The sequence below is a fragment of the Limnobacter sp. genome (assembly GCF_046297615.1).
In the GTDB taxonomy this organism is placed as follows: domain Bacteria; phylum Pseudomonadota; class Gammaproteobacteria; order Burkholderiales; family Burkholderiaceae_B; genus Limnobacter.
In genome coordinates, this window is the sequence record NZ_JBKBHM010000001.1 from 32,188 (window position 1) to 57,296 (window position 25,109).

General features: G+C 58.2%; 18 protein-coding genes. 8 read left to right on the forward strand and 10 right to left on the reverse strand.

Annotation, left to right across the window (positions count from 1 at the left end):
* Window positions 1-9: 9 nt before the first annotated feature.
* The 3 genes from ACK4FF_RS00150 to ACK4FF_RS00160 all read right to left on the reverse strand — a co-directional run bounded on the left by ACK4FF_RS00150 (window position 10) and on the right by ACK4FF_RS00160 (window position 2,324).
* Window positions 10-327, reverse strand: a complete 318-nt coding sequence (locus tag ACK4FF_RS00150) for a hypothetical protein (RefSeq protein ID WP_409703144.1) — start codon at window positions 325-327, stop codon at window positions 10-12.
* A gap of 207 nt (window positions 328-534) precedes the next feature.
* Complete coding sequence (ssb, locus tag ACK4FF_RS00155; protein WP_409703147.1) at window positions 535-1,035, reverse strand: single-stranded DNA-binding protein; 501 nt, start codon at window positions 1,033-1,035, stop codon at window positions 535-537.
* A gap of 32 nt (window positions 1,036-1,067) precedes the next feature.
* Entirely contained in the window at window positions 1,068-2,324 is a 1,257-nt protein-coding gene (locus ACK4FF_RS00160) for an MFS transporter (RefSeq protein ID WP_409703150.1), read from the reverse strand.
* 115 nt (window positions 2,325-2,439) lie between these two features.
* Between ACK4FF_RS00160 and ACK4FF_RS00165 the strand changes: the two genes are divergently transcribed.
* Window positions 2,440-3,177 (forward strand): glycosyltransferase family 25 protein, encoded by a 738-nt coding sequence (locus ACK4FF_RS00165; protein WP_409703153.1) that lies wholly within the window; start codon window positions 2,440-2,442, stop codon window positions 3,175-3,177.
* On the opposite strand, the gene ACK4FF_RS00170 is transcribed toward ACK4FF_RS00165, so the two are convergent.
* Window positions 3,174-4,373, reverse strand: coding sequence for a glycosyltransferase family 9 protein (locus ACK4FF_RS00170; RefSeq protein WP_409703156.1), 1,200 nt, complete (start codon window positions 4,371-4,373; stop codon window positions 3,174-3,176). The two genes, ACK4FF_RS00165 and ACK4FF_RS00170, sit on opposite strands and share 4 nt — an antisense overlap.
* A gap of 154 nt (window positions 4,374-4,527) precedes the next feature.
* Between ACK4FF_RS00170 and uvrA the strand changes: the two genes are divergently transcribed.
* The 5 genes from uvrA (at window position 4,528) to ACK4FF_RS00195 (ending at window position 11,409) form a co-directional block, all read left to right on the forward strand.
* Complete coding sequence (gene uvrA, locus ACK4FF_RS00175; RefSeq protein ID WP_409703159.1) at window positions 4,528-7,383, forward strand: excinuclease ABC subunit UvrA; 2,856 nt, start codon at window positions 4,528-4,530, stop codon at window positions 7,381-7,383.
* A gap of 14 nt (window positions 7,384-7,397) precedes the next feature.
* Window positions 7,398-8,255, forward strand: coding sequence for a mechanosensitive ion channel family protein (locus ACK4FF_RS00180; protein ID WP_409703162.1), 858 nt, complete (start codon window positions 7,398-7,400; stop codon window positions 8,253-8,255).
* A gap of 120 nt (window positions 8,256-8,375) precedes the next feature.
* Window positions 8,376-9,221, forward strand: coding sequence for a hypothetical protein (locus tag ACK4FF_RS00185; protein WP_409703165.1), 846 nt, complete (start codon window positions 8,376-8,378; stop codon window positions 9,219-9,221).
* A gap of 387 nt (window positions 9,222-9,608) precedes the next feature.
* Entirely contained in the window at window positions 9,609-10,085 is a 477-nt protein-coding gene (locus ACK4FF_RS00190) for a hypothetical protein (protein ID WP_409703168.1), read from the forward strand.
* A 112-nt stretch (window positions 10,086-10,197) separates the two neighbouring features.
* Window positions 10,198-11,409: a hypothetical protein gene (locus ACK4FF_RS00195; RefSeq protein ID WP_409703170.1), complete on the forward strand. Its 1,212-nt coding sequence runs from the start codon at window positions 10,198-10,200 to the stop codon at window positions 11,407-11,409.
* Here ACK4FF_RS00195 and ACK4FF_RS00200 read toward each other — a convergent pair.
* Window positions 11,384-12,748: an ATP-binding protein gene (locus ACK4FF_RS00200; RefSeq protein ID WP_409703173.1), complete on the reverse strand. Its 1,365-nt coding sequence runs from the start codon at window positions 12,746-12,748 to the stop codon at window positions 11,384-11,386. The genes ACK4FF_RS00195 and ACK4FF_RS00200 overlap by 26 nt on opposite strands.
* A gap of 7 nt (window positions 12,749-12,755) precedes the next feature.
* Window positions 12,756-13,436: a response regulator gene (locus ACK4FF_RS00205; protein ID WP_409703176.1), complete on the reverse strand. Its 681-nt coding sequence runs from the start codon at window positions 13,434-13,436 to the stop codon at window positions 12,756-12,758.
* Window positions 13,437-13,620: 184 nt separating this feature from the next.
* On the opposite strand from ACK4FF_RS00205, the gene ACK4FF_RS00210 reads away from it, so the two are divergent.
* A complete protein-coding gene (locus ACK4FF_RS00210) occupies window positions 13,621-14,154 on the forward strand; it encodes a Spy/CpxP family protein refolding chaperone (RefSeq protein ID WP_409703179.1) in 534 nt (177 codons plus the stop codon).
* Here ACK4FF_RS00210 and ACK4FF_RS00215 read toward each other — a convergent pair whose 3' ends face one another.
* Entirely contained in the window at window positions 14,155-15,411 is a 1,257-nt protein-coding gene (locus ACK4FF_RS00215) for a hypothetical protein (RefSeq protein WP_409703182.1), read from the reverse strand. It abuts the gene before it with no gap.
* 162 nt (window positions 15,412-15,573) lie between these two features.
* Between ACK4FF_RS00215 and ACK4FF_RS00220 the strand changes: the two genes are divergently transcribed.
* Window positions 15,574-17,892, forward strand: a complete 2,319-nt coding sequence (locus ACK4FF_RS00220; RefSeq protein ID WP_409703185.1) for a hypothetical protein — start codon at window positions 15,574-15,576, stop codon at window positions 17,890-17,892.
* Between the two features lie 54 nt (window positions 17,893-17,946).
* Here the strand turns inward: ACK4FF_RS00220 and ACK4FF_RS00225 are convergent, their stop codons facing one another.
* The 3 genes from ACK4FF_RS00225 to ACK4FF_RS00235 all read right to left on the reverse strand — a co-directional run bounded on the left by ACK4FF_RS00225 (window position 17,947) and on the right by ACK4FF_RS00235 (window position 25,106).
* Window positions 17,947-19,434, reverse strand: coding sequence for a glutamate synthase subunit beta (locus tag ACK4FF_RS00225; RefSeq protein ID WP_409703188.1), 1,488 nt, complete (start codon window positions 19,432-19,434; stop codon window positions 17,947-17,949).
* A gap of 32 nt (window positions 19,435-19,466) precedes the next feature.
* Window positions 19,467-24,188, reverse strand: coding sequence for a glutamate synthase-related protein (locus ACK4FF_RS00230; RefSeq protein ID WP_409703192.1), 4,722 nt, complete (start codon window positions 24,186-24,188; stop codon window positions 19,467-19,469).
* Between the two features lie 228 nt (window positions 24,189-24,416).
* Window positions 24,417-25,106, reverse strand: coding sequence for a transposase (locus ACK4FF_RS00235; RefSeq protein WP_409703195.1), 690 nt, complete (start codon window positions 25,104-25,106; stop codon window positions 24,417-24,419).
* Window positions 25,107-25,109: the final 3 nt, after the last annotated feature.

Here is a 25,109-nt window from a genome sequence, read left to right on the forward strand (position 1 = left end):
GGCAGCCCCTTACTTCTTGGCGCCGCACTTGCCTTCGCCGCATTTGCCTTCAGCGGCTTTTTTATCGCTGCCTTTGGCGCCGCCACATTTGCCCTCGCCACACTTGCCTTCTGCGGCTTTCTTGTCATGGGTTTTGGCGCCACCGCATTTGCCTTCACCACACTTGCCTTCGGCGGGCTTGGCTGTACCGGCTTCTTTGGCCTGGGCCAGTTGGTAGCCCTGCGACAGGGGCTTGGTGTCAAACGGGCTGGCGTGGGCGGCGGACAAACCAGCGGACATGGCCAGGCCGGTCACCAACAGGGTACGAGTCAGAGTACGTTGCTTCATGAGTTTTCTCCTTGTGGGAATATGCATGTCGGGATGACATGGACTCAGTGTGCCCGCAGGCACGCAGCGCGTGAAATGGTGAATTTTCAGCGGCCGATAACCGACAGTTATACCCGGGCCCGGGCTTTTGCGCAGCCATAAAAAAACCCCGCGGCTGCGGGGTTTGGGTGTGCAGGCCAGCTAGGGCCACAACGCCGGACCGAATGCTTAGAACGGAATGTCGTCATCCAGATCAGCCACACTTTGCGGGGCTTTGCGTTGCTGCGGTGCGCTATTGCTGCGCATGCCGCCAGACGAGCGGGGTGCGGGCGAATCAAAATCGTCGCCACCACCCATGGAGGACCCACCACCCATGCCGCCGCCACCGCCACCTTCGCGGCCACCGAGCAGTTGCATTTGGTCAGCCACAATTTCTGTGGTGTAGCGGTCCTGGCCGGATTGGTCGGTCCACTTGCGGGTTTTCAAGCGGCCTTCAATGTAGACCGAGCGGCCTTTTTTGCAATACTCGCCCGCAATTTCTGCCAAGCGACCATAGATGACCACGCGGTGCCATTCGGTTTCTTCTTTTTTCTCGCCGGAATTTTTGTCTTTCCAGCTGGAGGTGGTGGCCAGAGACATATTAACCACCGCACCGCCGTCGGGCAGGTAACGCACATCAGGGTCTTTGCCCAGATTACCGACCAGAATGACTTTATTGACTGAGGCCATGAACGATGTGCTCCAAGTTGTGTGAGTGTGAATCAGTGAGACTGGGCCGGGGTGGGCGCCTGTCGGGGTGGCAATGCCTTGATGCCCACAGCCAGCAACAGCCACAGCAGGACACAGGCCAGCACCGCCTCAAACACCCCTTGTGGGCCCCAGTGGCGTAAAGCAAGGCCACCCAGCGAACCACCGGCAAACAGGCCCAAAGCCTGAGACGTATTATAAACCCCCAAGGCGAAGCCCCGCTGACTTGGGGGAGCCACCCGTGAAACCCAAGAGGGCAATGTGGCTTCCAGCAGGTTGAACGCGACAAAATAAGCCAGCAACAACGCCACCAAAGCCCAGCCCTGGGTGGAAAACAGCAGTAAACCGGCTTGAACCAGGGCCATCAGCACAATGGCCCCCAGCTTCACCTGCCTGTTTTTCGCCTTCTTTTCGGACCACACCATCATGGGCACCATCAGCAGAAACGAGCCCAACACCACGGGCAGATACACCTGCCAGTGATCGGCCAGCGGCAGGCCCAAGTGCGCCACCAACTGCCCCGGCAGCACCACAAACAGGGCCATTTGGGTGAGGTGCAGCATGAAAATACCCAGGTTCAAGCGCAGTAAATCGGGTTGAGTGAGTACGGCCCAGTTGGCCGCCCAACCCTGCTGCAGCCTTGCCTGCTGCTGCGCCAAGGGCGGCGCAGGCAAAATGAACAACACCACGGCGATGGCTGCAATTGCCAGCACGGCAGTCATGGTGAACAGGCCGTTCAAGCCCACCACACGGTACAGCACCGGAGAGAACACCAGCGACAGGGCAAAAGTCACCCCAATGGATGCGCCTATCATGGCCATGCCCTTGGAACGGACCTCATCGCGGGTGACATCGGCCAACAAAGCGGACAAAGCAGCAGAAATAGCGCCGGCACCCTGCAAGGCACGGGCCCACACCAATTGCTGCACCGTGTCGGCGAACGCGCCCAGTATGCAACCCAACGCAAACACGGCCAACCCGGCGATGATGACTGGGCGGCGGCCCACACGGTCGGAGGCCCAACCCAAAGGAATTTGCATCAGCGCCTGCGCCAGCCCATAGATGCCCATGGCCAGGCCAACAAGGCTGAGGTTGTCTCCCCCGGGCAGTTTGGCGGCGTGAAGGGCAAACACCGGCAGAATCATGAACATGCCGAACATGCGCAGCGCATAAATGCTGGCCAGCCAGCCAGCGGCTTTGCGCTCGGCGGGCAACATGGTGAAGGCGTCGGGAGTCTTGCTGCGGGTCATTGCACGTGGGAAGCCAGCCATGGGCCGGGAAAGTCAACGGCGTATGTTAGCAGGTTAGAGGAACTTCTCAGGCCGGGGTTGGACAGGCAGTTACCGCCTTGCGCATAATGCCCAAGTATTGAACGCTGCCCCACTTATGCAAATTCACGTCATTTCCCTGAAGCGTACCCCTGAGCGACTGGAACGCTTTGTGCACAGCAATGCCCATCTGAAACAGTTGCTTGTCTGCAATGCAGTCGACGGCCACGCTGCGGTGGCTGGACTGGAAACGGCCCAGCGAGAGGCCCTGATACACCCCGATGTGGCCTATTCCCCCGCGGCCATCGGCTGTGCCCTGTCGCACCGTGCACTGTGGATTCGATGCATGGAAAGCAATCAGCCCCTGACCATCTGCGAGGATGACGCGCTGCTGCACACCCACTTTGAACCCATGAGCCAAGCCTTTCTCACCACTTTGCCCGCTGACTGGGACATGGTAATGTGGGGCTGGAACTTCGACGCGGGTTTGCTGGCCAAGCTGGAACCCGCCATGGGCCAAACCTACATGAAATTTGACCCCACTGCGGTGGCCCGGCACCAAGCCACCTACCGCAGCACTGCATTCACGCCCGCAGCATTGAGGGTGCACATGGCCTTTGGGTTGATGTGCTACAGCCTTTCCCCAAGCGGGGCGGCCAAACTGTTGAAGGGGTGCTTCCCGTTGCAGCCTTTTGTGCTGAATGTGAAAGCCATTCCGAGAAAGGTGAACAATTTCGGCATCGATGTGGCCACCAACCGGTTGTACCCCAGCATGAATGTGTGGTGCCCTTTCCCGCCGCTGGCCTTGTCCGAAAACGACCAGACCATCTCGACCATTCAGGGCCGCGACGCTTAATGGCCCTTCAAGGCATTGATCACCACGTCGCCGTCTAACGCCATCCACGCCTGTTCATACGCGGCTTGCATGTCTGCCCAATCACCCTGGGCTTTGTGGGTCATCCAGCCGGGCAAGGCCTGTGCACCGGGAATCACCAAGCCCTTCAGTGGCCCTTCTGGCGGGACGCTTTGCACAGGCTCGGAGGCGGTGAGAATGTCCAGCGAGGGCTTGCCTGCGGCATGCGCCACGTGAATGACCAGGGTATCAACGGACACCACCGCATCCACGGCCTGCACGATAGCGCCCATGTGCTGCAGCGACTTGGCTGACCATGCCGACAAGTCCAACACCCGATCACCCCAAGCACTCAGCGCGAAACCGGGGTTCACCACCAACACCACACGGTAGTCGGTGTGGGCCACCAAGTCATCCAACAGACGGCGAACAAAGGGGCTGGGCATGCTGCGCAGGGGGGTGGATGCATGCGGGTGCAGCAGCAACGTTGGCCGGTTGGACACAGGCAGCACCGTGGGCACGTGTTGCAACAAGCCAGCGTCGAACGCAAACCACGGCTTTTTCAGGGCTGACGGCACCGCCTCGGGGTTGACCCCCAAGTGACGAAGGTAGAAATCGATGAAGTACTGGGTGCCATAGCCCGGCAAGGACAACAGGGAGCTGAAGTCGACATAGGCGTCGTACTGCCGCAATTGGTCCAGCGTGGGCGAATAACTTTGAACCGCTGCAATGCGGGGGCAGCTTTTGAGCAGGGTTTCTACGCCGGGCCGCGCGTTCCATGAGGCGTATGCATGGTACTCCACCTGAAAAGGCAACTCGCGCAACAAGGGGTCGGCGGCCATCAAGGCCCCGCAGCCCAAGGCCGTGTCGCCCAACATGGTGCCAAAACCATTGAGCAAGGCGATACGTACCTTGGCTTTTCCCTGGCCACCATTCTGAAACCAGGCCCCCACCTCATGAAAATCTCCGATGCGCCGGGGCAACAGGCCTTGAGGCAAGGCACTGTCGCTGATCTGCACCACCTCGCTCTTGGGCAGTTGCTTTTGGGCCATCAGCACTTCCCACACCACATTGCCGCAATACAGTCGGTTGGTGGGAATCTGGCCACTGGCCAATTGCTCTTCGTTGGGCGCTTCAAGCTGGCGCACCTTGTGGGGCAAAGTGAGCTTGACTGGGCGACGGACGTAAAAAAGTCTCATGGGCTGCATTCTGAAGGCTGGGGCTGAACCGATTATAGGGCAGCAAGCTCACAAGGCCGGGCAAGCCTTGGACGACTATGCACCCCAACAACTGACTTGAAACAAAAACCCAATTACACTAATGGGTTGGCCGCCATTTCCCTAGCAGCAGTTCATGAATTCCATTCGTATCCGGGGCGCCCGGACGCACAACCTGAAAAACATCAGCCTTGACCTTCCCCGCGACTCGCTGGTGGTACTGACCGGGCTGTCAGGTTCTGGCAAATCTTCCCTCGCCTTCGACACCTTGTATGCCGAAGGCCAGCGCCGCTACGTGGAAAGCCTGTCGGCCTATGCCCGCCAGTTCCTGCAACTGATGGAAAAGCCGGATGTGGACCTGATTGAAGGCTTGTCACCCGCCATCTCCATCGAGCAAAAAGCCACCAGCCACAACCCGCGTTCCACCGTGGGCACGGTGACGGAAATTCACGACTACCTTCGACTGTTGTTCGCCCGGGCGGGCACCCCTCGCTGCCCGGACCATGGCCTGGACCTCAGCGTTCAAACCGTGTCGGAAATGGTGGACACGGTGCTGGGCTGGCCTGAAGAATCCCGCGTGATGATTCTGGCCCCGGTGTTGAACCAGCGCAAAGGTGAAAACATTGAACTGCTGCAAGACCTGCGGGCCCAGGGTTTTGTGCGGGTTCGCTTGCGGCGCGGCACAGCGGCTGCGGCGGAAATTGTCGAGCTGGACAACCTGCCACCGCTGGACAAACAACTCAAGCACGACCTGGATGTGGTGGTGGACCGCTTGAAAGTGCGGCCCGATGCGCGCCAACGCCTAGCAGAAAGTTTCGAGACTGCGTTGCGCCTGAGTGATGGCAAAGCCATCGCCGTGAACATGGACAAAGCCGACGCGGAAACGACGTTTTCCAGCAAGTTTGCCTGCCCCGTCTGCGACTACAGCCTGACCGAACTTGAGCCGAGGCTGTTTTCGTTCAACAACCCGGCGGGTGCATGCCCGGTGTGTGATGGTCTGGGGCATGAAACCTTTTTCGACCCTCAACGCGTGGTGGCCCACCCCGAGGTGTCACTGGCTGCGGGCGCCATCACGGGTTGGGACAGGCGCAATGCGCTGGTTTTCCAGATGATGCAAAGCCTGGCAGCCCATTACGATTTTGACCTGGACACCCCTTGGAATGCGCTGGCTGAGCCCGTTCAGAACCTGCTGCTGTACGGGTCGGGCCACGAAGAGATTACCTTCACCTACCTGACCGAGCGGGGCAAGCCGCTGGCCAAAACCCATGCCTTTGAAGGCGTCATCCCCAACCTGATACGCCGCCACAAAGAAACGGATTCGCAAGCCGTGCGGGATGAGTTGGGCAAAATGATGGCGGTGAGGTCGTGTCAGGCCTGCGGCGGGTCGCGTCTGAAAACCGGCGCGCGCAATGTGTTCATTGGCGATGGCGAGCAATGCCGGGCTTTGCATGAAATCACCGAACTGCCCATTCAAAACGCGTTGATGTATTTCGACGCATTGCGCATGCAAGGCGCCAAAGGGCAAATTGCGGACAAGGTGGTGGCTGAGATCAAAGCCCGCCTGCAGTTTTTGAATGATGTTGGCCTGAATTACCTGACCCTGAACCGCAGTGCCGACACCTTGAGTGGCGGGGAAAGCCAGCGCATTCGGCTGGCCAGCCAGATCGGCTCCGGTTTGACCGGGGTGATGTACGTGTTGGATGAACCGTCCATCGGTTTGCACCAGCGCGACAATGACCGGCTGATCCAGACCCTGATGCGCCTGAAAAACCTGGGCAATACCGTGCTGGTGGTGGAGCACGATGAAGATGCCATTCGCTGCGCTGACTACGTGGTAGACATGGGCCCGGGGGCGGGTGAACACGGTGGCCAAGTGGTGGCCCAAGGCACCCCGGAAGACATTCTGAACCACCCCGATTCACTGACTGGCCAATACCTGGGTGGTGTACTGAAAATTCAACGCCTCAGCCCCTTGCGCCATGCCGACCCTGCCCGCCAGTTGCAGATCATCAATGCCCGGGGCAACAACCTGAAGAATGTGGATGTGAGCATTCCCGTGGGCTTGTTTGTGTGTGTCACTGGGGTGTCTGGTTCAGGCAAATCGACCTTGGTCAACGACACCCTGCTGGCCCAGGCCGCGCGCGAATTGAACCGCGCCCATTCCGAAGCGGCGCCCCACGACGCCATTCTTGGGCTGGAGCATTTCGACAAAGTGATTGCGGTGGACCAAAGCCCGATTGGCCGCACCCCCCGCAGCAACCCAGCCACCTACACGGGCCTGTTCACACCCATTCGCGACCTGTTTGCAGGCGTGCCCATGGCGCGTGAACGCGGTTATGACGCAGGGCGCTTCTCCTTCAACGTGAAAGGCGGGCGTTGTGAAGCCTGCCAGGGCGATGGTGTGGTGAAGGTTGAAATGCACTTCCTGCCCGACATGTATGTGCCTTGCGATGTGTGCCACGGCAAACGCTACAACCGCGAAACACTGGAAGTGCTGTACAGGGGCAAGAATATTTCGGAAATTCTGGACCTGACGGTTGAACAGGCTTTGGAGGTGTTTTCGTCTGTACCCTCCGTGGCCCGCAAACTGCACACTTTGATGGAAGTGGGCCTGGGTTACATTCGCCTTGGGCAATCGGCCACCACCCTGAGTGGCGGGGAAGCCCAGCGGGTGAAGCTGTCGCTTGAACTGTCCAAACGCGACACCGGCAAAACCCTGTACATTCTGGATGAGCCCACCACAGGCCTGCATTTTCATGACATTGCCCTGCTGCTCAAAGTGCTGGACCCCTTGGTGAAACAAGGCAACACCGTGCTGGTGATTGAACACAACCTGGATGTGATTCGCTGTGCCGACTGGATCATCGACATGGGCCCCGAGGGCGGCGGCGGCGGTGGTGTGGTGGTGGCCACTGGCACACCGGAACAGTTGGCCCAACACCCCACCAGCCACACAGGCCGCTTTTTGAACAAACTGATCAACAAACACTGATTGCGAACACCACCATGAACATGAACACCCTCAACCAATGGATCAACCAGATTGAACACAACAAGTGGGTGGAGTGGACCACGCTGGGCATTCGCTTTCTGCTGATTCTGCTGCTGGCGGCCATTGTGCTGCGAGTGGTGAAAATGATCATCAAACGGGCTGGCCTTCGGCTTCAAGCACGCGCAGGCAGCCGGGGGGAGCGCAAGCGCATTGAAACCCTGATGCGGGTGTTTCGCTATGTGGCCAACATCGCGATCACCATCATGGGTGTGCTGGCTGCACTGAACACCATCGGCATTTCAATTGCCCCCATGCTGGCCGCAGCCGGGGTGGTGGGTATCGCCGTGGGCTTTGGTGCGCAAAGCCTGGTGAAAGACTACTTCACCGGCATTGTGTTGCTGATGGAAAACCAGATTCGGGTGGGCGACGTGGTCAGCCTGGACAACCGAACCGGCACGGTAGAGGAAGTGACCTTGCGTTATGTTCGCCTGCGGGATGCTGAAGGCAACGTGCACTTTGTGCCCAATGGCGTGATTTCTGCCGTGACCAACATGTCCATGGGTTACTCGTTTGCGGTCATCGACGTGAGTGTGGCTTACCGTGAGAACGTGGAACGCGCCATGGACCTGATGAAGCAGATTGGCCAACAAATGCTGGACGAAGAGCCCTGGAAAAACCAGTTGATGGGCGAGTTCAACGTGATGGGCGTACAAACACTGGGCGACTCAGCGGTGGTGATTCGTTGCCGCTTCAAAACCGTGGGTGGCGAACAGTGGGCCATACGCAGGGAATTCAACCGCCGCATCAAAGAGGTATTTGACCGTGCGAAAGTTGAAATTCCCTTTCCGCAAGTGACCGTGCACAAAGCCTGAGTACGTACTCCTCTTTCTGAACGGATCCTTTTGAATGACGAAAACTGACTAAACCGGAACTTTATTCGACGGCCCTTCACCTAGGGTTCCTTGAATACCTTTTGGCACAATCAAAGACCGATGTTCAATCCATTTCAGATTAACGGCTTTAACCCCGCAGCGCCTGCCGACAATGCAGGGCATGCTCAACCCGTTGAAGCAGGCCAACCGCCTGCCGCCGCCGCTGCCCAAGGTATTGCGCAGGCACTGCAGCAAGTTGTTGAACAACCCCTGCCTGTGGTCATCGCTCCGCCTGCCGAGCAGCCCCTTGACAACCTAACGTTAGCGCTAATCCAAAAGGCTTGCGACCTCAATAACGGTAGAGAGCGCGTCGACGCCTTGAATCAACTGATTGACCGTCTGGAACAACCAGAACTTGATACAAGAAGCAAAAGACGCCCCCTTCTCACGGTGCTCCGAACTCTTCGGGATAATTCCACTGCTGAGACAGCCTCAAAGGCGCTGCTAAACTCGATAATCCAACTACACCACCGACTCAACAAAATGGATGCCGGCACCGAGCTCGGCAGCTCATTCGTTAAGCTGGGGCTCAAGTACCTGGATTTTAAAAATGCGAATAATCATCCCAAGGCAAAACTCGCCTTGGCGTACTTGTCATCATTGCCGTTGGCCGAGGGAGCACCCAAAGCATACCCAGACCTCGAATCGGCGACTATTCTTGACGAACACCGATGCCACCACCCGCTTGGCGTGCTTATTCTTCAAGGAAAAGTGGGGCCGCAAGATAACCCGACATGGACCAAGGCCCTTGGTCTGGCCGCAGCCACGCGTGATTACCTACGGCCATACTTTAGGGCCCGTAGTGACGTCGTTGACTACCTCCGCGAGCATGGAAACGAACTCGACGAAGAGGCATTTGAGGCCTTTGTAAGGCAAAGCTATATCGACAGGTTTCAGTTGGCTTGAGCATTGAGTCAAAACCCGATGGCGTAGGCCATGTCTAATGACCGTAAAAACTCTGAACCTTGGCGCGTATAAGGCCACACAACACTTCGGTTCTGTATTTCTAGGCACGTCATCATGGGTCCAGACCAATTCACCTTCCCCACCCTTCCCTTGGTAGTCTGCAATGCCCCATGGGGTTCTACACACCCCGTTACGCCGGTCTACTTTGCGGTACCTCATATCCTCAACACCGCAGAGGGCTTGGGGCAACAGGCCCTGGCCACGGGTGTTCCAGCCAGTGCAATACGCCCAACCATACCCACAGAACACAGGGCGTAGATCGACAGCATCGAGTCGCTCGGCGTCTCTGGAAGACTCAATCAAGCCCAAGCCGCTTATCAATCAGCCTTGGACAAACTTCCCAAACACGCAAGGGCGATCATGCTGCACGAGACCTTCCGTGCCACAACAGTCGACCTGGCCTACGCGGCTGTGTTGGGCCATCCTTTGGCCTTGTTCAAACTCGCTGAACTTGAACAGAATCATCCAGATTTGGCGCGTGTTTCTCCAGAAAACAGTATCCGTCAGGTACTTCATATTCTTCGAAACACTCGAAGCCGCTGGACCTCTGAGTGCGTTTTGGCGCACATCGTTGCTTGTGCGGGTCAGCACTCTGAAAAAATCGGGAACTTGCGCACTCAACTGATCGATATTCTGCGCCACAAAAAAGACAGGCAGCACGATGGCGCTGACCAAATTTATCAGGGCGTGGCACCCACGCCCTCGCTGCTTCACGCGACTAGCCAAAGGGGCAATCAATCTCAAGATGATGAAGTACAGCTTGCAGCGCACACTTTGTGCCAGTTTAGGCCGAGACTGATGTAAATCAACCTTGTTGTCCACAGGCAAGAAGATTTAGGGCACCAGCCATGGGCATCGAACTTTTTTGGGGGGCTGGCCACCCAAGGCTTCTACAATCCTGCCCCCTCGGTTCTAAATGCCCATCGATTCAAACAGCCAGGTCGTGACATCCTGCAAACAGGTTTTGCCGTACCTTGATTGGTTGGCTGCGCGGTTGGAAGTTCAACAACCGTTGGTCCAAGCCGCGCAAGCGTCCGCCCTGCCAATTCTGGGCAAACGCCCCCATTCAGAGATCAGCACGGCTGACGCCCAAACCGCGGTACCAGCCGATGCAACGGCGAAATGCTATAACCCATGGATATTGGGCTACATGGGCAACGCTGATCCGCAGGCGCGTTTGGGGCATGCCGACAAGGACTGCAAGCAGGCAAGGATTATTATGCAATCGCGCAACAATCCTTCTAACAGTGAGGATACTCCGTGGTCCACTGCACTGGCTTTTCTGTCGAGATCAATGGTTCTGGGCAGCAAGGAAGCGCTAGGCAATTTGCTTCAACTCGCCGAGCCTGATCAAGGGCCGTTGACGACTGAGGCTAAAGCGGCTGTTTGCACTGCGATTGATCATCTTGAATTTTGCTCCGAAGCGTGGACATCCAATACGCTGACTGAGTTTCTCAGCATTGACTACTCCAAGTTTCCAGCAGCGCTTGCATCTGTCCCAATGCTTCTTGAAAAAGCGCTACTCGAGAAAGCCAAAAACAAGCACCCGGGTGCCGCCGAAGCACTTGAAAAGGCCCAGCCGCGCTTGAACGAACTGAACAACTTATGCATTGAACTTGACAACAAGGAACGCAATAAAAAGGAGGTCCAAAGATTCATGGCCACCGCAAGTTTGGAAGACCTTCAGAAATGTGCAAAACGTGGCTACGAGAACGCCATAAGTATCCTGGAATCACCAAACACCCCACCAGGCGAAGTGGTGTCCAAGTTGAGATTGGTCGGTACCAGCTTAAGGGCGTCGATGCTTCTTGGAAAAAAGGAGGCCCTCGAAGGCCTGTTGCACCTCATCCGATGGAGTCCAAGGGAGGTTGCTGCTGAAATTTATGCAAGGATTCCATCTGTCATTGAGCGGCTGGAGTGTTGCTCCGCTCCGTGGACATCCGACTGCTTGGCCAAATTTCTCAGCATCGACTTCACCCGGTTTCCGCAAGCACTTCCAACAATCCCTAAACTTCTGGAACAAGCGCTGCGTAACAAAGCCAATAACAAGCACCCGGGTGCCGCCGAAGCACTTGAAAAGGCCGTGCTACGCTTGGCTGAACTTAATGGGTCGGCTTTGCCAAAGTGATGGCAAATTGCAGCCCGTGGGGCTGAACCAGTTCAACCTTCACCTGACCGTGATGCTGTTCGATTCCACGCTTTGCAATGGCCAAGCCCAGTCCCTGGCCTGCTTTGTCACCGTGTTTGAAGAAGGGGTCGAAGATCTGGCTGAGCAAGCCTTGCGGTACACCCGGGCCTTGGTCAGCCACAGTGATACAAAGCTGACCGTTGGCCTCCTGTGCGCTGACCATGACCACTTGTCCATGTTCACTGTGCTTTAAGGCGTTGCGCACAATGTTGTCAAAGCTGCGCATCAAGAGTTCAGCGTCGCAACGCATGAGCCAATGTTTGACTGCAGTGGTCAGCTCCACATTAACGCCCCGCGGCTCGGCTTCAAACTGGGCGTCATCCACCACCTGGGCCAGCAACTCCATCACATCGTGCGTCGTGTCAGGCTCATGATTTGAGCCTGAGTCCAAACGGGAAAGGCGCAAGAGTTCATCAATCAGTTGATCAAGGCGCTCGGCCTCTCGTTCTATGCGATCAAGGTTGTACTCCAATTGCTCAGGGTTCTGGCGGGCCAAACCTGTGGCCAGATTCAAACGCGCCAGTGGCGAGCGCAACTCATGCGACACATCGTGCAGCAGGGTCTTCTGCTGCTGAATACGGGCCTGCAACTCAGTTGCCATGTGGTCGTAACCCGCCAGCAATTGGCCCAATTCATCGCCGGGGCGGCTGGGTTTTCCCGGCGGGCTCAACCTTGCACTTAAATCACCGGTGGCCGCCGCTTGAAAAGCCTTGCGCAAGCGACTCAGCGGGCGGCTGAACCAATACGCCAGAACCCCGGCAAACAGGGTACTGGCCACCAAAACCACCACCCAATTGACCCACACCAATGGAGGAGGGGGCGGTGGTTTTTTGCGAGGTCCACCGCCAGGGCCTTCGGGCCCTGCCAGCGGGCGTGCAGGGCGAGGCATGAACAGCACCCAACGGGTTTGGTCGGGGGCCACCGCCAGCAGCACGCCGGGGGCCAGTGGCTGTTGCCCTTGAAGGGCCTGCTGAACGCGTTGCTGCAATTCCTGGTTCAACTCTCGGTCCAGCAGTTCCTGGCCAGTTTCACTGACGGCATACACTGGCACACCGGGTTTGTGGGGGTGTTTGCTCAGCAAAGCCTGAAGCTTGTCAGGCCCTTTGCCCTCAAGAATGGCTTGGGCTGATTCCAGCATGAACTGCGCCCTCGGCCCCTCGGCCAATTCACGCAACTCGGGGTCATCCCGCAGGGCATACAGCACCGCGCCAGTCAGGCCCGCTGCCAACAACAGACACAACCAGAAGGCCAGAAAGAATTTGATGAACAGGGTTTTCATGGCGAACCTACGTCAGGCTTAACTGATACCCTTGGCCCCGAATGGTGTGCAGGGCCAATGGGCTGTCGGCCTGCTGCAACCCTAGCTTGTTGCGCAGGTTGCTTAGGTGAACATCAATGCTGCGGTCGTACCGGGCCAGTTTGCGGCCCAAGCCCTGTTCGCACAGGTGTTCCTTGTCCACGATTGCCCCGGCGTGGGCCATCAGCACCTCAAGCAGGTTGAATTCGGCACTGGTCAGTTCAATGGCGTGGCCACCGAGGGTGGCCTTACGCCGCGCGGGGTCCAATTGCAGTGGCCCCAGCGTCAGCACGGGTTTGCTCACAGGCTCGGCGGCGCGCCTCAGTATGGCGCGAATGCGGGCCACAATTTCGCGGGGCAGGCAGGGCTTGGGCACATAGTCATCGGCCCCCAGTTCAAGGCCCACGATTCGGTCAATGTTGTCGCCCCGTGCGGTCAGCATCAACACGGGCACCTCGCTGAACTGGCGTAAAGCCTTGAGGGTGTCCAGCCCGTTCTGCTCTCGCATCATCACATCCAGCATCACCAGGTCTACCCCGCCAAGGCGCAAGCGGGCCAGCCCGTCCAGTGGGTTGGCACAGTGGGTGGCTTCGAAACCTTCGCCCTGCAGAAATTCGCAGAGCATGGCCCCCAGTTCAAGGTCATCGTCAATGTGAAGAATGTGCGGCATGGCCAAGTGTCCAAGGCAAGTACGGCCTCAGTGTAGCGGCCTGCGGCCTACAGACCAAGGCAGCAATACCCTTCTTTACCTTTCTTTACCCAGCCTGCATCCCCGTTTACACAGGCCCTGCGCACAATAGGCTCCATGGTGCTCACAACCTGTGTGCACCGCAGACCAACCGAAGGAGTACACCATGAATACACCTCACACCCCGATGCGTTCCAACAGCACCATTCAACGTTGGCTGGCTGTCAGTGCACTGACACTGGCCATTCCGTTTGCTCAAGCCCAGGCAGCCCCCTCCGTTGGCGATGGCACCTCGATCAACTCAACTAGGCCAGCCGCTGAACGCCCGGGGCCACGCCATGTGCGCCACCCAGAACATGGCCCGATACGGATGTTGGAGAAGTTGAACCTGAGTGCCGAACAGAAAGCGCAGGTCAAAACCATTCTGGACAAGGAACGGGACCGCATGAAAGACGGACATGAGGCACGCCGCGCCCAGCGTGACCAAATGAAGGCACTGGTTCAAGCCGAGCGTTTCGACCGCGATCGTGCAGCGCAGTTGATTCAGCAGGAACAAGGGCGTGAACTGCAGGACCGCTTGGCCATGCTGCAAACCCGTCATGACATTTATACCCTGCTGACCCCTGAACAGCGCAGCAAATTGCAGGAATTGGAAACGCGTCATGAACGTGAGCCTCGTGGCCCCCGCCATCCGGATTGATCAGGCCTGATGCACCGGCACATTGACCGCCTGAACCGGTAAGGTTCGGGCGGTGGACAACACCAGCAAACGGCCTGTGAGTTCAGTCTGCAAGGGCTGAAGCGAACCGGTGCGTGTTGCCAGATGCGCTTTCAATGCAGCCACATCGGTGTCGGTGAGGCTACAGATCGCCAATTCCAGGTGGTTCAGTTTGGGCGTGCTTTGAATCAGTTGCTGAACCACGTTCGGGCAGATTTGTTCTGCAACAGCATGAACCATGCGCAACATGCACCAGTCGCCCACATGCAGCCGAAGCACTTCAAGCTGGGGCTTGGGCTCTGCATTCAGGGCCGACAAAACGCTGTTCAGTGGGTACATGCCGGGCAGGTCTTGCGGCGTGGTACTGATGTTGCGCTGGTGGTGCAGCGTCAGGGACTTCAAGCGACCCAGCACCGGTTTCAAGGCAACAACAATGTCGCTTAAAGGCGGGTCATTGGTGTTCAACTGCAACTCCAGGGTGTGCAGGTGGAGGGCCTTCTCGGCCCAATAACGCAATGATTGGGCATCAAGCGGGTGGGCAGCCGCGCTGCGCCTCAACGCAGTTCTCAGCTTCAGCACGCTCAGTTGCGGACAATACCGTCGCAAGTGTTCCAACTGAACATTGGGGAAACGACAGGCCATGCTGCGCAGGTCAAGTTCGCGCAGACCACCCCCAAGCCCTGGCCCCAAGGGCAGAACGTCAAATCCATAGGCAGGCTCATCCGGCGGCAAGGTGCCTCGGGTCTGGCATTCCAGGTTCAACTTCAGGGTGAACTTTCGAAGGTTCGGTGACGCTTGCAACAAAGCGCGAACGTGCGCCATGGTGTTACCGGTGTGCCTGAGTTGGTCTGTGGGTGCAAGGCCCACACGGGTTTCCACCGTCAACTCCTCAAACCTGGGCAGCGGGGGAAGCGTATCCGGGTCCACCGCTTTTTTGCCCAACAGTACGCTCAAGGAAGGCCCCAGCGTATTTCTAGTGGCATCAGGCGGACTTCCCGGGGCACTGTTACTGACCCAGGACGGCAACTCATGCAGCATCACCGGCGAACCCACCACAGGCAGTTGCACCATGGAATGCCTGTGGGCGACTGGGCCCTGACCCAACAAGGATTGCGAAAGCAGGCCAGCGGAATGACGAAGGCCATGCGGCTGTTCCCGTTCCGGAATGTTGATGGGGCTGGACGCTTGCGCGCGTTGAACACCGCGATTGTGACTGCTGATTGCCGTGCTGACTTCCATGCTGGGCCTGTGAGAAATGACCCACAAATTGTAGTGAACAGGCCGCCCGGGGGATGCCCATTCAGCCTTACAACCACCCTCAGACTAAGGGACACAGACCGGGTGAATTGACAGCATTGATATACTATTCGTTAATGAGAATCATTATTAATATGGAATATCATGCCTGCCCTTCGCTCTACCCGCGTCCCCACCACCGTACTCAGCAACCGCCCTCCGTCGCTTGAAGCCCCCATTCGAGCCCCCCTGGCCAACAAGGAGTTCAAACACCAGCTTACGCACTGTAACCAGCAACTCGGCAATGCGCTGATGCAGGCCCAAAAGGTGAAACACTACGGCTTGGGCGCTGACACTGAACCGGAGCACCGCGCCATGACCAACTCGCTTCAGGCGGTTCGGCAATTGTTTGAACGACAGATGAAACAACGGGCCGAGCTTCACACCAATCGCTGTGCACTGCCCAGCCGCACAGAGAGCAGCGCTTCATCGGATGATGAGTCATCCGCCACAGGCTCCACAAACGCTGAGTTCAAGCCTGTGCTGGCCCTGCTGCCGCTGCCCGCCGCATCCGGCATCGCATCCGACTGTTGCGCAGACCAGGAAACGAATGTTGCCTCAGGGGGCTGTGACCACGAAGGCAGCAATGGCATCGTGCTGGACCTGGATGAAATGGTGCATGGTGCCTACGCCTCGGTGAAGTACCTGAGCCAGGCTGCGGATGGCGAACCCTCCAAGGTACTGGACACCTTCAGGGCCGAAGCCCAATCACTGAGCGACAAACCCTTGGCGCACCTGGGCCACGAGTTGGCTGAAAGTGGTGTGGGGCAGTTTGCAGCGGCAACAGGGACGAGTGTGGTGATGTTGCCTTTGGCTGCTCTGGCCATTCAGGCGGGTATTGAAGAGTACCAGCACGCGGGGCATGCGATGGCGTATCTGAAAGCAACGCGCGCCAAAGTGCAGGCCCGTAAAGAAGCCTTGGAGCTGGCCCGCCAACTGGATGCCGGCGGCGTGTTGGAATCGCGAAGCAAGGTGCTTGGCATTGAGGCGGAGCGCACAGCCCAAGCGTTGGTGCAAGCCCGCAAAGACCGGCACATCGGCTTTAGCTCAGCAGCCTCGGGCCTGTCCATCGGTTTGAAGGCATTGAGTGACCTTGGCTTGAAAATCAGCTTGGGCGTGAAAGGAGCGCTGAGCGGCAAAAGCTTCTTTGCCCTGGGAGAAACAGCCCAGGCAGGTGCCGCCGCAGCGACAGCCACCACGGTGTTTGGAGTGGCTGGCACTTTTGTACTTGGCCCTTTGGCCGGCGCATTTGCCACGGCCCTGGGTGCATTTTTCACGGTGAAATCACTTCAGAAACACCGACAACTCAAAACCGATTTTGGAAACTTGCAGCATGAACTGAAACACCACCGTTTGACTGAACAGGGCCAGTTGCACGAAAGCCATCAGGTGCTCGAGGCCTTTCTGCTGCGACAGGGCGAAAAGCGAATCGGCTTTTTCAAACGGTTTTCACGCTGGAACAAAGCATTCATGGTGGGCAGTGGCTTGTACGCCGCCAGCGCAACCACCAAAGCGGTGGTGGTTGGCCTGGCGTTGGCAGGCATTGTGGGTGCGGCCAGTAACCCGGCAGGCTTGATCGCCATCACCGCCGTCGGCGTGATTGGTGCGGTGGTGATGGGCATTGCCTCACTGAGCTTCATTCGCGGCCATGGCAAACAAGGCAAGTACAACCGGGCAACACAGGGTGCCCACACCTGGGTTGACCGGGCCTTGTTGGGTCAACTGCATGTTCACGGCAACGGTGAAGAGCGATTCAAACTGGCGGCCAGCCAATTGGCCCACCTTGATGCCAGAAAAGCCGCATTGAAAACCTTTCTGAATGACGCCGCCAGTGCGGGGCACAAACAGTCGCCCTTGCACAAGCACTTGAGTTGGTGGCAACACCTGCGAGGCCAGGTGTTGGGGCAGAAAGGGCTGACAAAGTACCTGGGGACCGAGGCCGGGCATGGTGCATTGAAAAACCTGGTGAAAACTTGCCTGACTGCGCAGTTGCAGGCACTTAAGGAACAAATCCAGGCGCGCCAGACGGTCAACCAAGGCTTGATGCAGCATGTTGAGGAAACCCTGGCCTCACCCACCACTGGCGTTGATGCGGAAGAACACCAAACCACGCTGACCCAACTGGATGGCCTGTCTCAGGTGTTGGGTGAGATTGACGCGGAGTTTGAACGTGACCAATCCGCACTGGAGTTGACTCAATTGCGTCTTAGCCAACTGGACAGTGACCAACATCGGTCAGTGCCTGAGTTGATGAAGATGCTGGCGCAGGACGAACCGAAAAACATCAAGGCTTCTGCCAAAGTTGTGCTCAATTCGCTGGACACAGACATTCGACAGGCGCGGGGTGTGCTGTTCGAGTCCATGCTGGATGGTGCGCGTCTGCGCCAGCAGGCCTATGAACGCCAACAGAAAAAACCGGCATGAAAAAACCCCGGGGGCTTGGGGGCCCGCCGGGGTTGATGACCGCACTGCGTGTGTTCAGCGGGGCAGAACCGTGCTGCCCATCAGGAACTGGTCCACTTCGCGAGCGGCTTGACGGCCTTCGCGAATGGCCCACACCACCAGGGACTGGCCCCGGCGCATGTCGCCAGCGGCAAACACTTTGTCCACGTTGGTGCGGTAGCAGCCTTCGCCATCGGTGGTGGCACGGGCGTTGCCGCGGTTGTCGCGTTCAACACCGAAGGCGTCCAGTACACTTTTGGCAGGGTTGGTAAAGCCCATGGCAAACAGCACCAGGTCAGCCGCAATTTCAAATTCACTGCCAGCCACTTCCTGCATCTTCATTTGGCCAGTGGCTTCGTCCTTGACCCATTCCACTTTGGCACACAGGGCGGCCTTCACGTTGCCCTTGCCATCGTCGATGAACTTCTTGGTGGTCACGGCGAAATCACGCTGCACGCCTTCTTCGTGGGAAGACGAGGTGCGCAGTTTCATGGGCCAGTAAGGCCACACCAGCGGCTTGTTTTCCTGCTCGGGTGGCTGGGGCATCAGTTCGATCTGAACCACTTGCTTGGCACCATGGCGGTTGGACGTACCCACGCAATCGGAACCGGTGTCGCCACCGCCGATCACGAGCACGTTTTTCTTGGTGGCCATGATTTGGTCTTTCAACTTGTCGCCTGCATTCACACGGTTTTGCAGGGGCAGGAATTCCATGGCGTAATGCACACCACTGAGTTCACGGCCAGGCACGGGCAAATCACGGGGCACTTCAGAACCACCGGTCAACACCACGGCGTCGAACTGTTTCATCAGTTCTTTGGGGCTGATGCTTTCCTTGGCCAGGTTGGCGATGCCCGCCTCGGCCAGTTTTTCACCGACGAACACGCCTGTGCGGAAAGTCACGCCTTCCGCTTCCATTTGCTTGACGCGGCGGTCGATGTGCGTCTTTTCCATTTTAAAGTCGGGAATGCCGTAGCGCAGCAGGCCACCGATGCGGTCGTTCTTTTCGAACACAGTCACATCGTGACCCACACGCGCCAACTGCTGGGCAGCAGCCATGCCTGCAGGGCCTGAGCCCACCACAGCCACTTTCTTGCCGGTTTTAACCGCTGCGGGCTGGGGAACTACCCAGCCGTTTTCCCAGGCCTTGTCGATGATGGCGTGTTCAATGGACTTGATGCCCACTGGCGCTTCGTGAATGCCCAAGGTGCAGGCTGCTTCGCAAGGTGCCGGGCAAATGCGCCCGGTGAACTCGGGGAAGTTGTTGGTGGAATGCAGCGTGGTGATGGCGGCTTTCCAGTCCTGCTTGTACACGAGGTCATTGAAGTCGGGGATGATGTTGTTGACCGGGCAACCGTTGTTACAAAACGGAATGCCGCAGTCCATACACCGTGCGCCCTGAATCTTGGCTTCGTCATCCTTCAGCGTGATCACGAATTCCTTGTAGTGCTTCACGCGCGCGCTGGGAGCTTCGTAGCTCTCGTCAACGCGCTGAAATTCCATGAAACCTGTGATTTTTCCCATGATGTTTAATTCCTCATTCCCAGGTTATTGGTTCAAGCGGCCACTTTGGCTTTGGCCTTGGCAGCGACATAGAGCTCTTTGAGCGCGCGGCGGTATTCGGTGGGGAATACCTTGACGAACTTCTTGCGCTCTGTGCCCCAGTTGTCCAGAATTTCCTTGGCACGCGGGCTGCCTGTGTAGCGGGCATGGCGCTCGATCAAACCTTTGAGGATGGCCTCATCGGTTTGGCGCTCACCGCCACGGGTCAGGCTGTGCCAGGTTTCCGGGCCGCTCTTGGCTTCCTGTTCGGCGCTGGTCAACACATCTTCCAGTTCCACTTGGGCCATGTTGCAGCGTTTGGCGAACAGGCCGTCAATGTCGTACACATAGGCCAAGCCACCGCTCATGCCCGCGGCGAAGTTGCGGCCAGTCTGGCCCAACACCACCACAGTACCGCCAGTCATGTATTCACAACCGTGGTCGCCTGTGCCTTCAATCACGGCAGCAGCGCCGGAGTTACGCACCGCAAAACGCTCACCCGCCACGCCGCTGAGGAAAGCCTCACCCGCGATGGCACCGTACATCACGGTGTTGCCCACAATCATGTTCTCGCAGCTTTCGCCACGGAAGTCGTTCGTGGGGCGCACGATGATGCGGCCACCGGACAAGCCCTTGCCCACATAGTCGTTGCCTTCACCCACCAGGTCGGCGGTGATGCCGTGGGCCAGGAACGCACCGAATGACTGACCGGCCGTGCCTGTGAACTGGATGTGAATGGTGTCGTCAGGCAAACCTTCATGGCCGTAACGTTTGGCCACTTCACCCGACAACATGGCACCGGCAGTGCGGTTCACGTTTTTGATCGGGGTGATGAAGGACACCTTCTCGCCCTTCTCCAGCGCGGGCTTGGCTTTTTCGATCAGGGTCTGGTCCAGTGCTTTGTCCAGGCCGTGGTCTTGCGTGCCAGTGTGGCGCAGCGGCTCTGTGGTGCCAGTGGGCACCCACAACAGGCGGCTGAAATCCAGGCCCTTGGCTTTCCAGTGGGTGATGCCTTTCTTCATGTCCAGCAGGTCAGCACGGCCCACCAGTTCTTCCATGGTGCGAATGCCCAACTGCGCCATGATTTCGCGCACTTCGTTGGCCACGAAGAAGAAGTAGTTCACGACATGCTCGGGCTTGCCGGAGAACTTGGCACGCAGTGCGGGGTCTTGAGTGGCCACGCCAACCGGGCAGGTGTTCAGGTGGCACTTGCGCATCATGATGCAGCCTTCAACCACCAGCGGTGCGGTCGCAAAGCCGAATTCATCGGCACCCAACATGGCACCAATCACCACGTCACGGCCGGTTTTCATCTGGCCGTCTACTTGTACGCGGATGCGGCCACGCAAGCCGTTGAGCACCAGGGTCTGCTGGGTTTCAGCCAACCCCAGTTCCCAAGTGGTGCCTGCGTGTTTGATGGAGGACACGGGCGATGCACCGGTACCACCGTCCTGGCCTGCGATCACCACGTGATCGGCCTTGGCTTTGGACACACCGGCAGCCACGGTACCCACACCCACTTCAGACACCAGCTTCACAGACACGGACGCTTTGGGGTTCACGTTTTTCAGGTCGTGAATCAATTGCGCCAAGTCTTCGATGGAATAGATGTCGTGGTGCGGGGGCGGGGAAATCAGGCCCACGCCGGGCACGGAGTAGCGCAATTTACCGATGTACTCAGACACCTTGCCGCCGGGCAGCTGACCGCCTTCACCAGGCTTGGCACCTTGAGCCATCTTGATCTGAATTTGATCAGCAGAGGTGAGGTATTCAGCAGTTACACCAAAGCGGCCAGAGGCCACCTGCTTGATGCGTGAGCGCAGGCTGTCGCCCTTCTTCAAGGGGAAGTCGGCCATCACCACGTCGCCCAATTCGCTCTTCAGTGTGGCGCCTTCGCCGATGGGGCCATTGCCGGGGCCAAACTTGTCCAGGCCAGCGCGCAGTTCAGTGCGGTAACGCTTCTCGTCTTCGCCGCCTTCACCCGTGTTGGACTTACCGCCAATGCGGTTCATCGCCACGGCCAGTGTGGAGTGGGCTTCGGTGGAAATCGAACCCAAGGACATCGCACCAGTGGCAAACCGTTTGACGATCTCGGTGGCGGGCTCCACTTCCTCAATCGGAATGGCTTTGCTGGGGTCAATGCGGAATTCAAACAGGCCACGCAAGGTCATGTGACGCTTGCTTTGGTCGTTGATAATCTGCGCATATTCCTTGTAGGTGTTGTAAGTGCCGCTGCGTGTGGAGTGCTGCAATTTGGCAATCGCATCAGGGGTCCACATGTGCTCTTCACCGCGGGTACGCCAGGCGTATTCGCCGCCAGCGTCCAGCGCTGTGGCCAGTACGGGGTCTTCACCGAAGGCGGACTGGTGAATGCGGATGGCTTCTTCAGCCACCTCAAACACGCCAATGCCTTCCACCTTGGTGGGTGTGCCGGTGAAATACGCGTCGATGAAGGCTTTGTTCAAGCCCACGGCTTCGAAAATCTGCGCGCCGGTGTAGCTCATGTACGTGGAAATGCCCATCTTGGACATCACTTTCATCAAGCCTTTGCCCACCGCCTTGATGTAGTTGTACACCGCTTTTTCGGGGCTGAGGTCGCCTGTCAAACCTTTGCTCATGTCAGCAATGGTTTCCATGGCCAGGTAGGGGTGCACCGCTTCGGCACCGTAACCGGCCAGCAAAGCGAAGTGGTGAACTTCACGTGCAGAGCCGGTTTCAACCACCAAACCGGTGGAAGTACGCTGACCCACTTTCACCAAATGCTGGTGAATGGCGGAGGTGGCCAACAAGGCGGGAATGGCCACTTCACCGCGATTGACCAAGCGGTCAGAGATGATCAGGATGTTGGCACCGTTGTTCACGGCGTCACGCGCCTCGGCACACAGGGAAGCCAGGCGTGCTTCGATGCCTTCCTTGCCCCAGGCCACGGGGTAGCAGATGTTCAGTTCATGGCTCTTGAACTTGCCGCCGGTGAACTGCTCAATGTTGCGGATCTTGGCCATGTCCTTGGAGGTCAGCACAGGCTGGCTGACTTCAAGGCGCATGGGTGGGTTGATGTTGTTCAAGTCCAGCAGGTTGGGCTTGGGGCCAATGAAGCTCACCAGGCTCATCACGAGGTTTTCGCGGATGGGGTCGATGGGCGGGTTGGTCACCTGCGCAAACAACTGCTTGAAGTAGTTGTACAGAGGCTTGAGTTTGTTGGACATCACGGCCAAGGGGCTGTCGTTGCCCATGGAGCCAATGGCTTCCTCGGCGGACACCAGCATCGGCGCCATCAGGAACTTCAAGTCTTCCTGGGTGTAACCAAAGGCTTGCTGACGGTCCAGCAGGCTTTCAGCAGGCTGAGCCACTTCGGGCTCGCCAGCCACTTCGTCCAGCTTGATGCGGATGGTGTCGATCCACTGTTTGTAGGGCTTGGACGAGGCCAGTTGGCTCTTCAGTTCGTCGTCGTTGATGATGCGGCCGGCTTCCATGTCGATCAGGAACATCTTGCCGGGCTGCAGGCGCCACTTCTTGACGATTTTGCTTTCAGGAATGGGCAAAGTACCGGACTCGGAGGCCATTACCACCAGGTCGTCTTCGGTCACGATGTAACGGGCGGGGCGCAGGCCATTGCGGTCCAGCGTGGCGCCAATCTGCTTGCCGTCGGTGAAGGCCAGGGCGGCGGGGCCATCCCACGGTTCCATCATGGCGGCGTGGTATTCGTAGAAGGCGCGACGGTTGTCGTCCATCAGGGTGTGCTGCTCCCACGCTTCCGGCACCATCATCATCATGGCTTGGGCAATCGGGTAACCGGCCATCACCAGCAGTTCCAGACAGTTGTCGAAACAGGCGGTGTCGGACTGGCCTTCGAAAATCAGCGGGTAGAGCTTTTGCAGGTCGTCACCCAACACGGCGGACTTCATCACGCCTTCGCGGGCACGCATCCAGTTGAAGTTGCCTTTGACGGTGTTGATTTCACCGTTGTGGGCCAGCATGCGGTAGGGGTGAGCCAGCGGCCACTCGGGGAAGGTGTTGGTGGAGAAGCGCTGGTGCACCAGGGCCAGGGCCGAGACGCAGCGGGGGTCTTGCAGGTCCAGGTAGTACTCGCCCACTTGGTTGGCCAGCAACAGGCCCTTGTACACAATGGTACGGGCGCTCATGGAGGGGGTGAAGTACTCGGTGCCATGGGCCAGGTTCAGGGCCTTGATGGCGTGCACCGCGCGCTTGCGAATCACGTACAGTTTGCGCTCCAGCGCGTCGGTCACCATGATGTCGCGGCCACGGCCTACGAACACTTGACGAATGACAGGCTCTTTGGCGCGCACGGTGGGGCTCATCGGCATGTCGGCATTCACCGGCACATCGCGCCAGCCCAGCAGCACCTGGCCTTCGGCCTTGATGGCGCGTTCCATTTCCTGCTCGCAGGCAATGCGGGATGCAGTTTCTTTGGGCAGGAACAACATGCCCACACCGTACTCACCCGCTGGGGGCAGGTTTACGCCCTGCTTGGCCATTTCTTCGCGGTAGAAAGCATCGGGAATCTGGATCAGGATACCGGCACCATCGCCCATCAATGGGTCGGCACCCACAGCACCGCGGTGGTCCAGGTTTTCCAGAATCTTCAGGCCGCTGGCAATGATGTCGTGCGTTTTGGTGCCCTTGATGTGCGCCACAAAGCCCACGCCACAGGCGTCGTGCTCGTACTCTTTGGAGTACATGCCGTGTTCTTCAGCGGCTTTACGAATGTCTTGCATCTGCAATCTCCGAGAATCGGGGGGCGCTGCATGCGCCAATAGCCCCATGAATTCGAGGGTCTTTTGACCGGTGATCTCGCACTGTACTGCAGCGCGTCAATCGAATCAAGAAAAACAATTAGTGTCTGACCCCTTTTAACGGGGAATCCCCAAAATCGGGTAAATTAATTAGGGACAGACCAATTTTTTCGCACAAATTCAGTGCATTAACCGCGCATCAACGGGGAGTTAAAGCACTTTGGCGGGGCGGCCACGAGGCCGGGGGCGCGGGGAACGGTTGGCCAATTCGGCCACCGTGAGGGCGAAGTCATCGTCTCCCCACAGCCAGCCTTTGTCCAAACAATGGCCCAAGGCAGCAAGGTCGGCTTGGGACAAGCCATGGTCAGCGAAGTGCCGGTAGCGGCTTTGGCGCTCAAACGGGGTGTTGCCCAAACCCCAATAGCTGGGCAAGTCCACCAGCCATGGCTCATTCACCACACCCGCATGGGCACCAAAGCTGCTCCACGGGTAGGTGGCGAGGTCGTCGGTGTTGCGGCCACGCAAAGGCAACTGCTCGACATACAGGCAGGCTTTGAGGCTGCGTACGCCCGGTTGAACCACGGTGGATTTGAAGCGGGCCTCCCACAGGGTGCTGACATTGGGGGCCTGAACCCGCGCCCAAGCGGAGAAATGCCTGTTCAGGTTTTGCACAAAGCGGCCCGCTGCGTCGGCGTTGGGGGCGTGCATCAGTAACAGCACTTGGCCTGGGGTCATGGCGTAGGCATGAATCAGCACCCGCTCCTCTTGGGCGCTGGGCAACAGGCGGGCGTGAAACACGGAAAATGCATCACGGGTGTTGAATACGGCTTGGCCGTTCACCCCCTGCAACTGCAACAACACAGGGCATTCAGGAATGTAGAGCCGGGCTAGGCGGGCCATGAC

Excerpts from the sequence above, each read along its gene's own strand:
- ACK4FF_RS00225 (WP_409703188.1), bottom strand. The coding sequence starts at position 19,434 with ATGGGAAAAATCACAGGTTTCATGGAATTTCAGCGCGTTGACGAGAGC.
- ACK4FF_RS00185 (WP_409703165.1), top strand. The coding sequence starts at position 8,376 with ATGTTCAATCCATTTCAGATTAACGGCTTTAACCCCGCAGCGCCTGCC.
- ACK4FF_RS00220 (WP_409703185.1), top strand. The coding sequence starts at position 15,574 with ATGCCTGCCCTTCGCTCTACCCGCGTCCCCACCACCGTACTCAGCAAC.
- ACK4FF_RS00235 (WP_409703195.1), bottom strand. The coding sequence starts at position 25,106 with ATGGCCCGCCTAGCCCGGCTCTACATTCCTGAATGCCCTGTGTTGTTG.
- ACK4FF_RS00165 (WP_409703153.1), top strand. The coding sequence starts at position 2,440 with ATGCAAATTCACGTCATTTCCCTGAAGCGTACCCCTGAGCGACTGGAA.
- ACK4FF_RS00150 (WP_409703144.1), bottom strand. The coding sequence starts at position 327 with ATGAAGCAACGTACTCTGACTCGTACCCTGTTGGTGACCGGCCTGGCC.
- uvrA (WP_409703159.1), top strand. The coding sequence starts at position 4,528 with ATGAATTCCATTCGTATCCGGGGCGCCCGGACGCACAACCTGAAAAAC.
- ACK4FF_RS00170 (WP_409703156.1), bottom strand. The coding sequence starts at position 4,373 with ATGAGACTTTTTTACGTCCGTCGCCCAGTCAAGCTCACTTTGCCCCAC.
- ACK4FF_RS00210 (WP_409703179.1), top strand. The coding sequence starts at position 13,621 with ATGAATACACCTCACACCCCGATGCGTTCCAACAGCACCATTCAACGT.
- ACK4FF_RS00180 (WP_409703162.1), top strand. The coding sequence starts at position 7,398 with ATGAACATGAACACCCTCAACCAATGGATCAACCAGATTGAACACAAC.
- ACK4FF_RS00230 (WP_409703192.1), bottom strand. The coding sequence starts at position 24,188 with ATGCAAGACATTCGTAAAGCCGCTGAAGAACACGGCATGTACTCCAAA.
- ssb (WP_409703147.1), bottom strand. The coding sequence starts at position 1,035 with ATGGCCTCAGTCAATAAAGTCATTCTGGTCGGTAATCTGGGCAAAGAC.
- ACK4FF_RS00215 (WP_409703182.1), bottom strand. The coding sequence starts at position 15,411 with ATGGAAGTCAGCACGGCAATCAGCAGTCACAATCGCGGTGTTCAACGC.
- ACK4FF_RS00195 (WP_409703170.1), top strand. The coding sequence starts at position 10,198 with ATGCCCATCGATTCAAACAGCCAGGTCGTGACATCCTGCAAACAGGTT.
- ACK4FF_RS00160 (WP_409703150.1), bottom strand. The coding sequence starts at position 2,324 with ATGGCTGGCTTCCCACGTGCAATGACCCGCAGCAAGACTCCCGACGCC.
- ACK4FF_RS00200 (WP_409703173.1), bottom strand. The coding sequence starts at position 12,748 with ATGAAAACCCTGTTCATCAAATTCTTTCTGGCCTTCTGGTTGTGTCTG.
- ACK4FF_RS00205 (WP_409703176.1), bottom strand. The coding sequence starts at position 13,436 with ATGCCGCACATTCTTCACATTGACGATGACCTTGAACTGGGGGCCATG.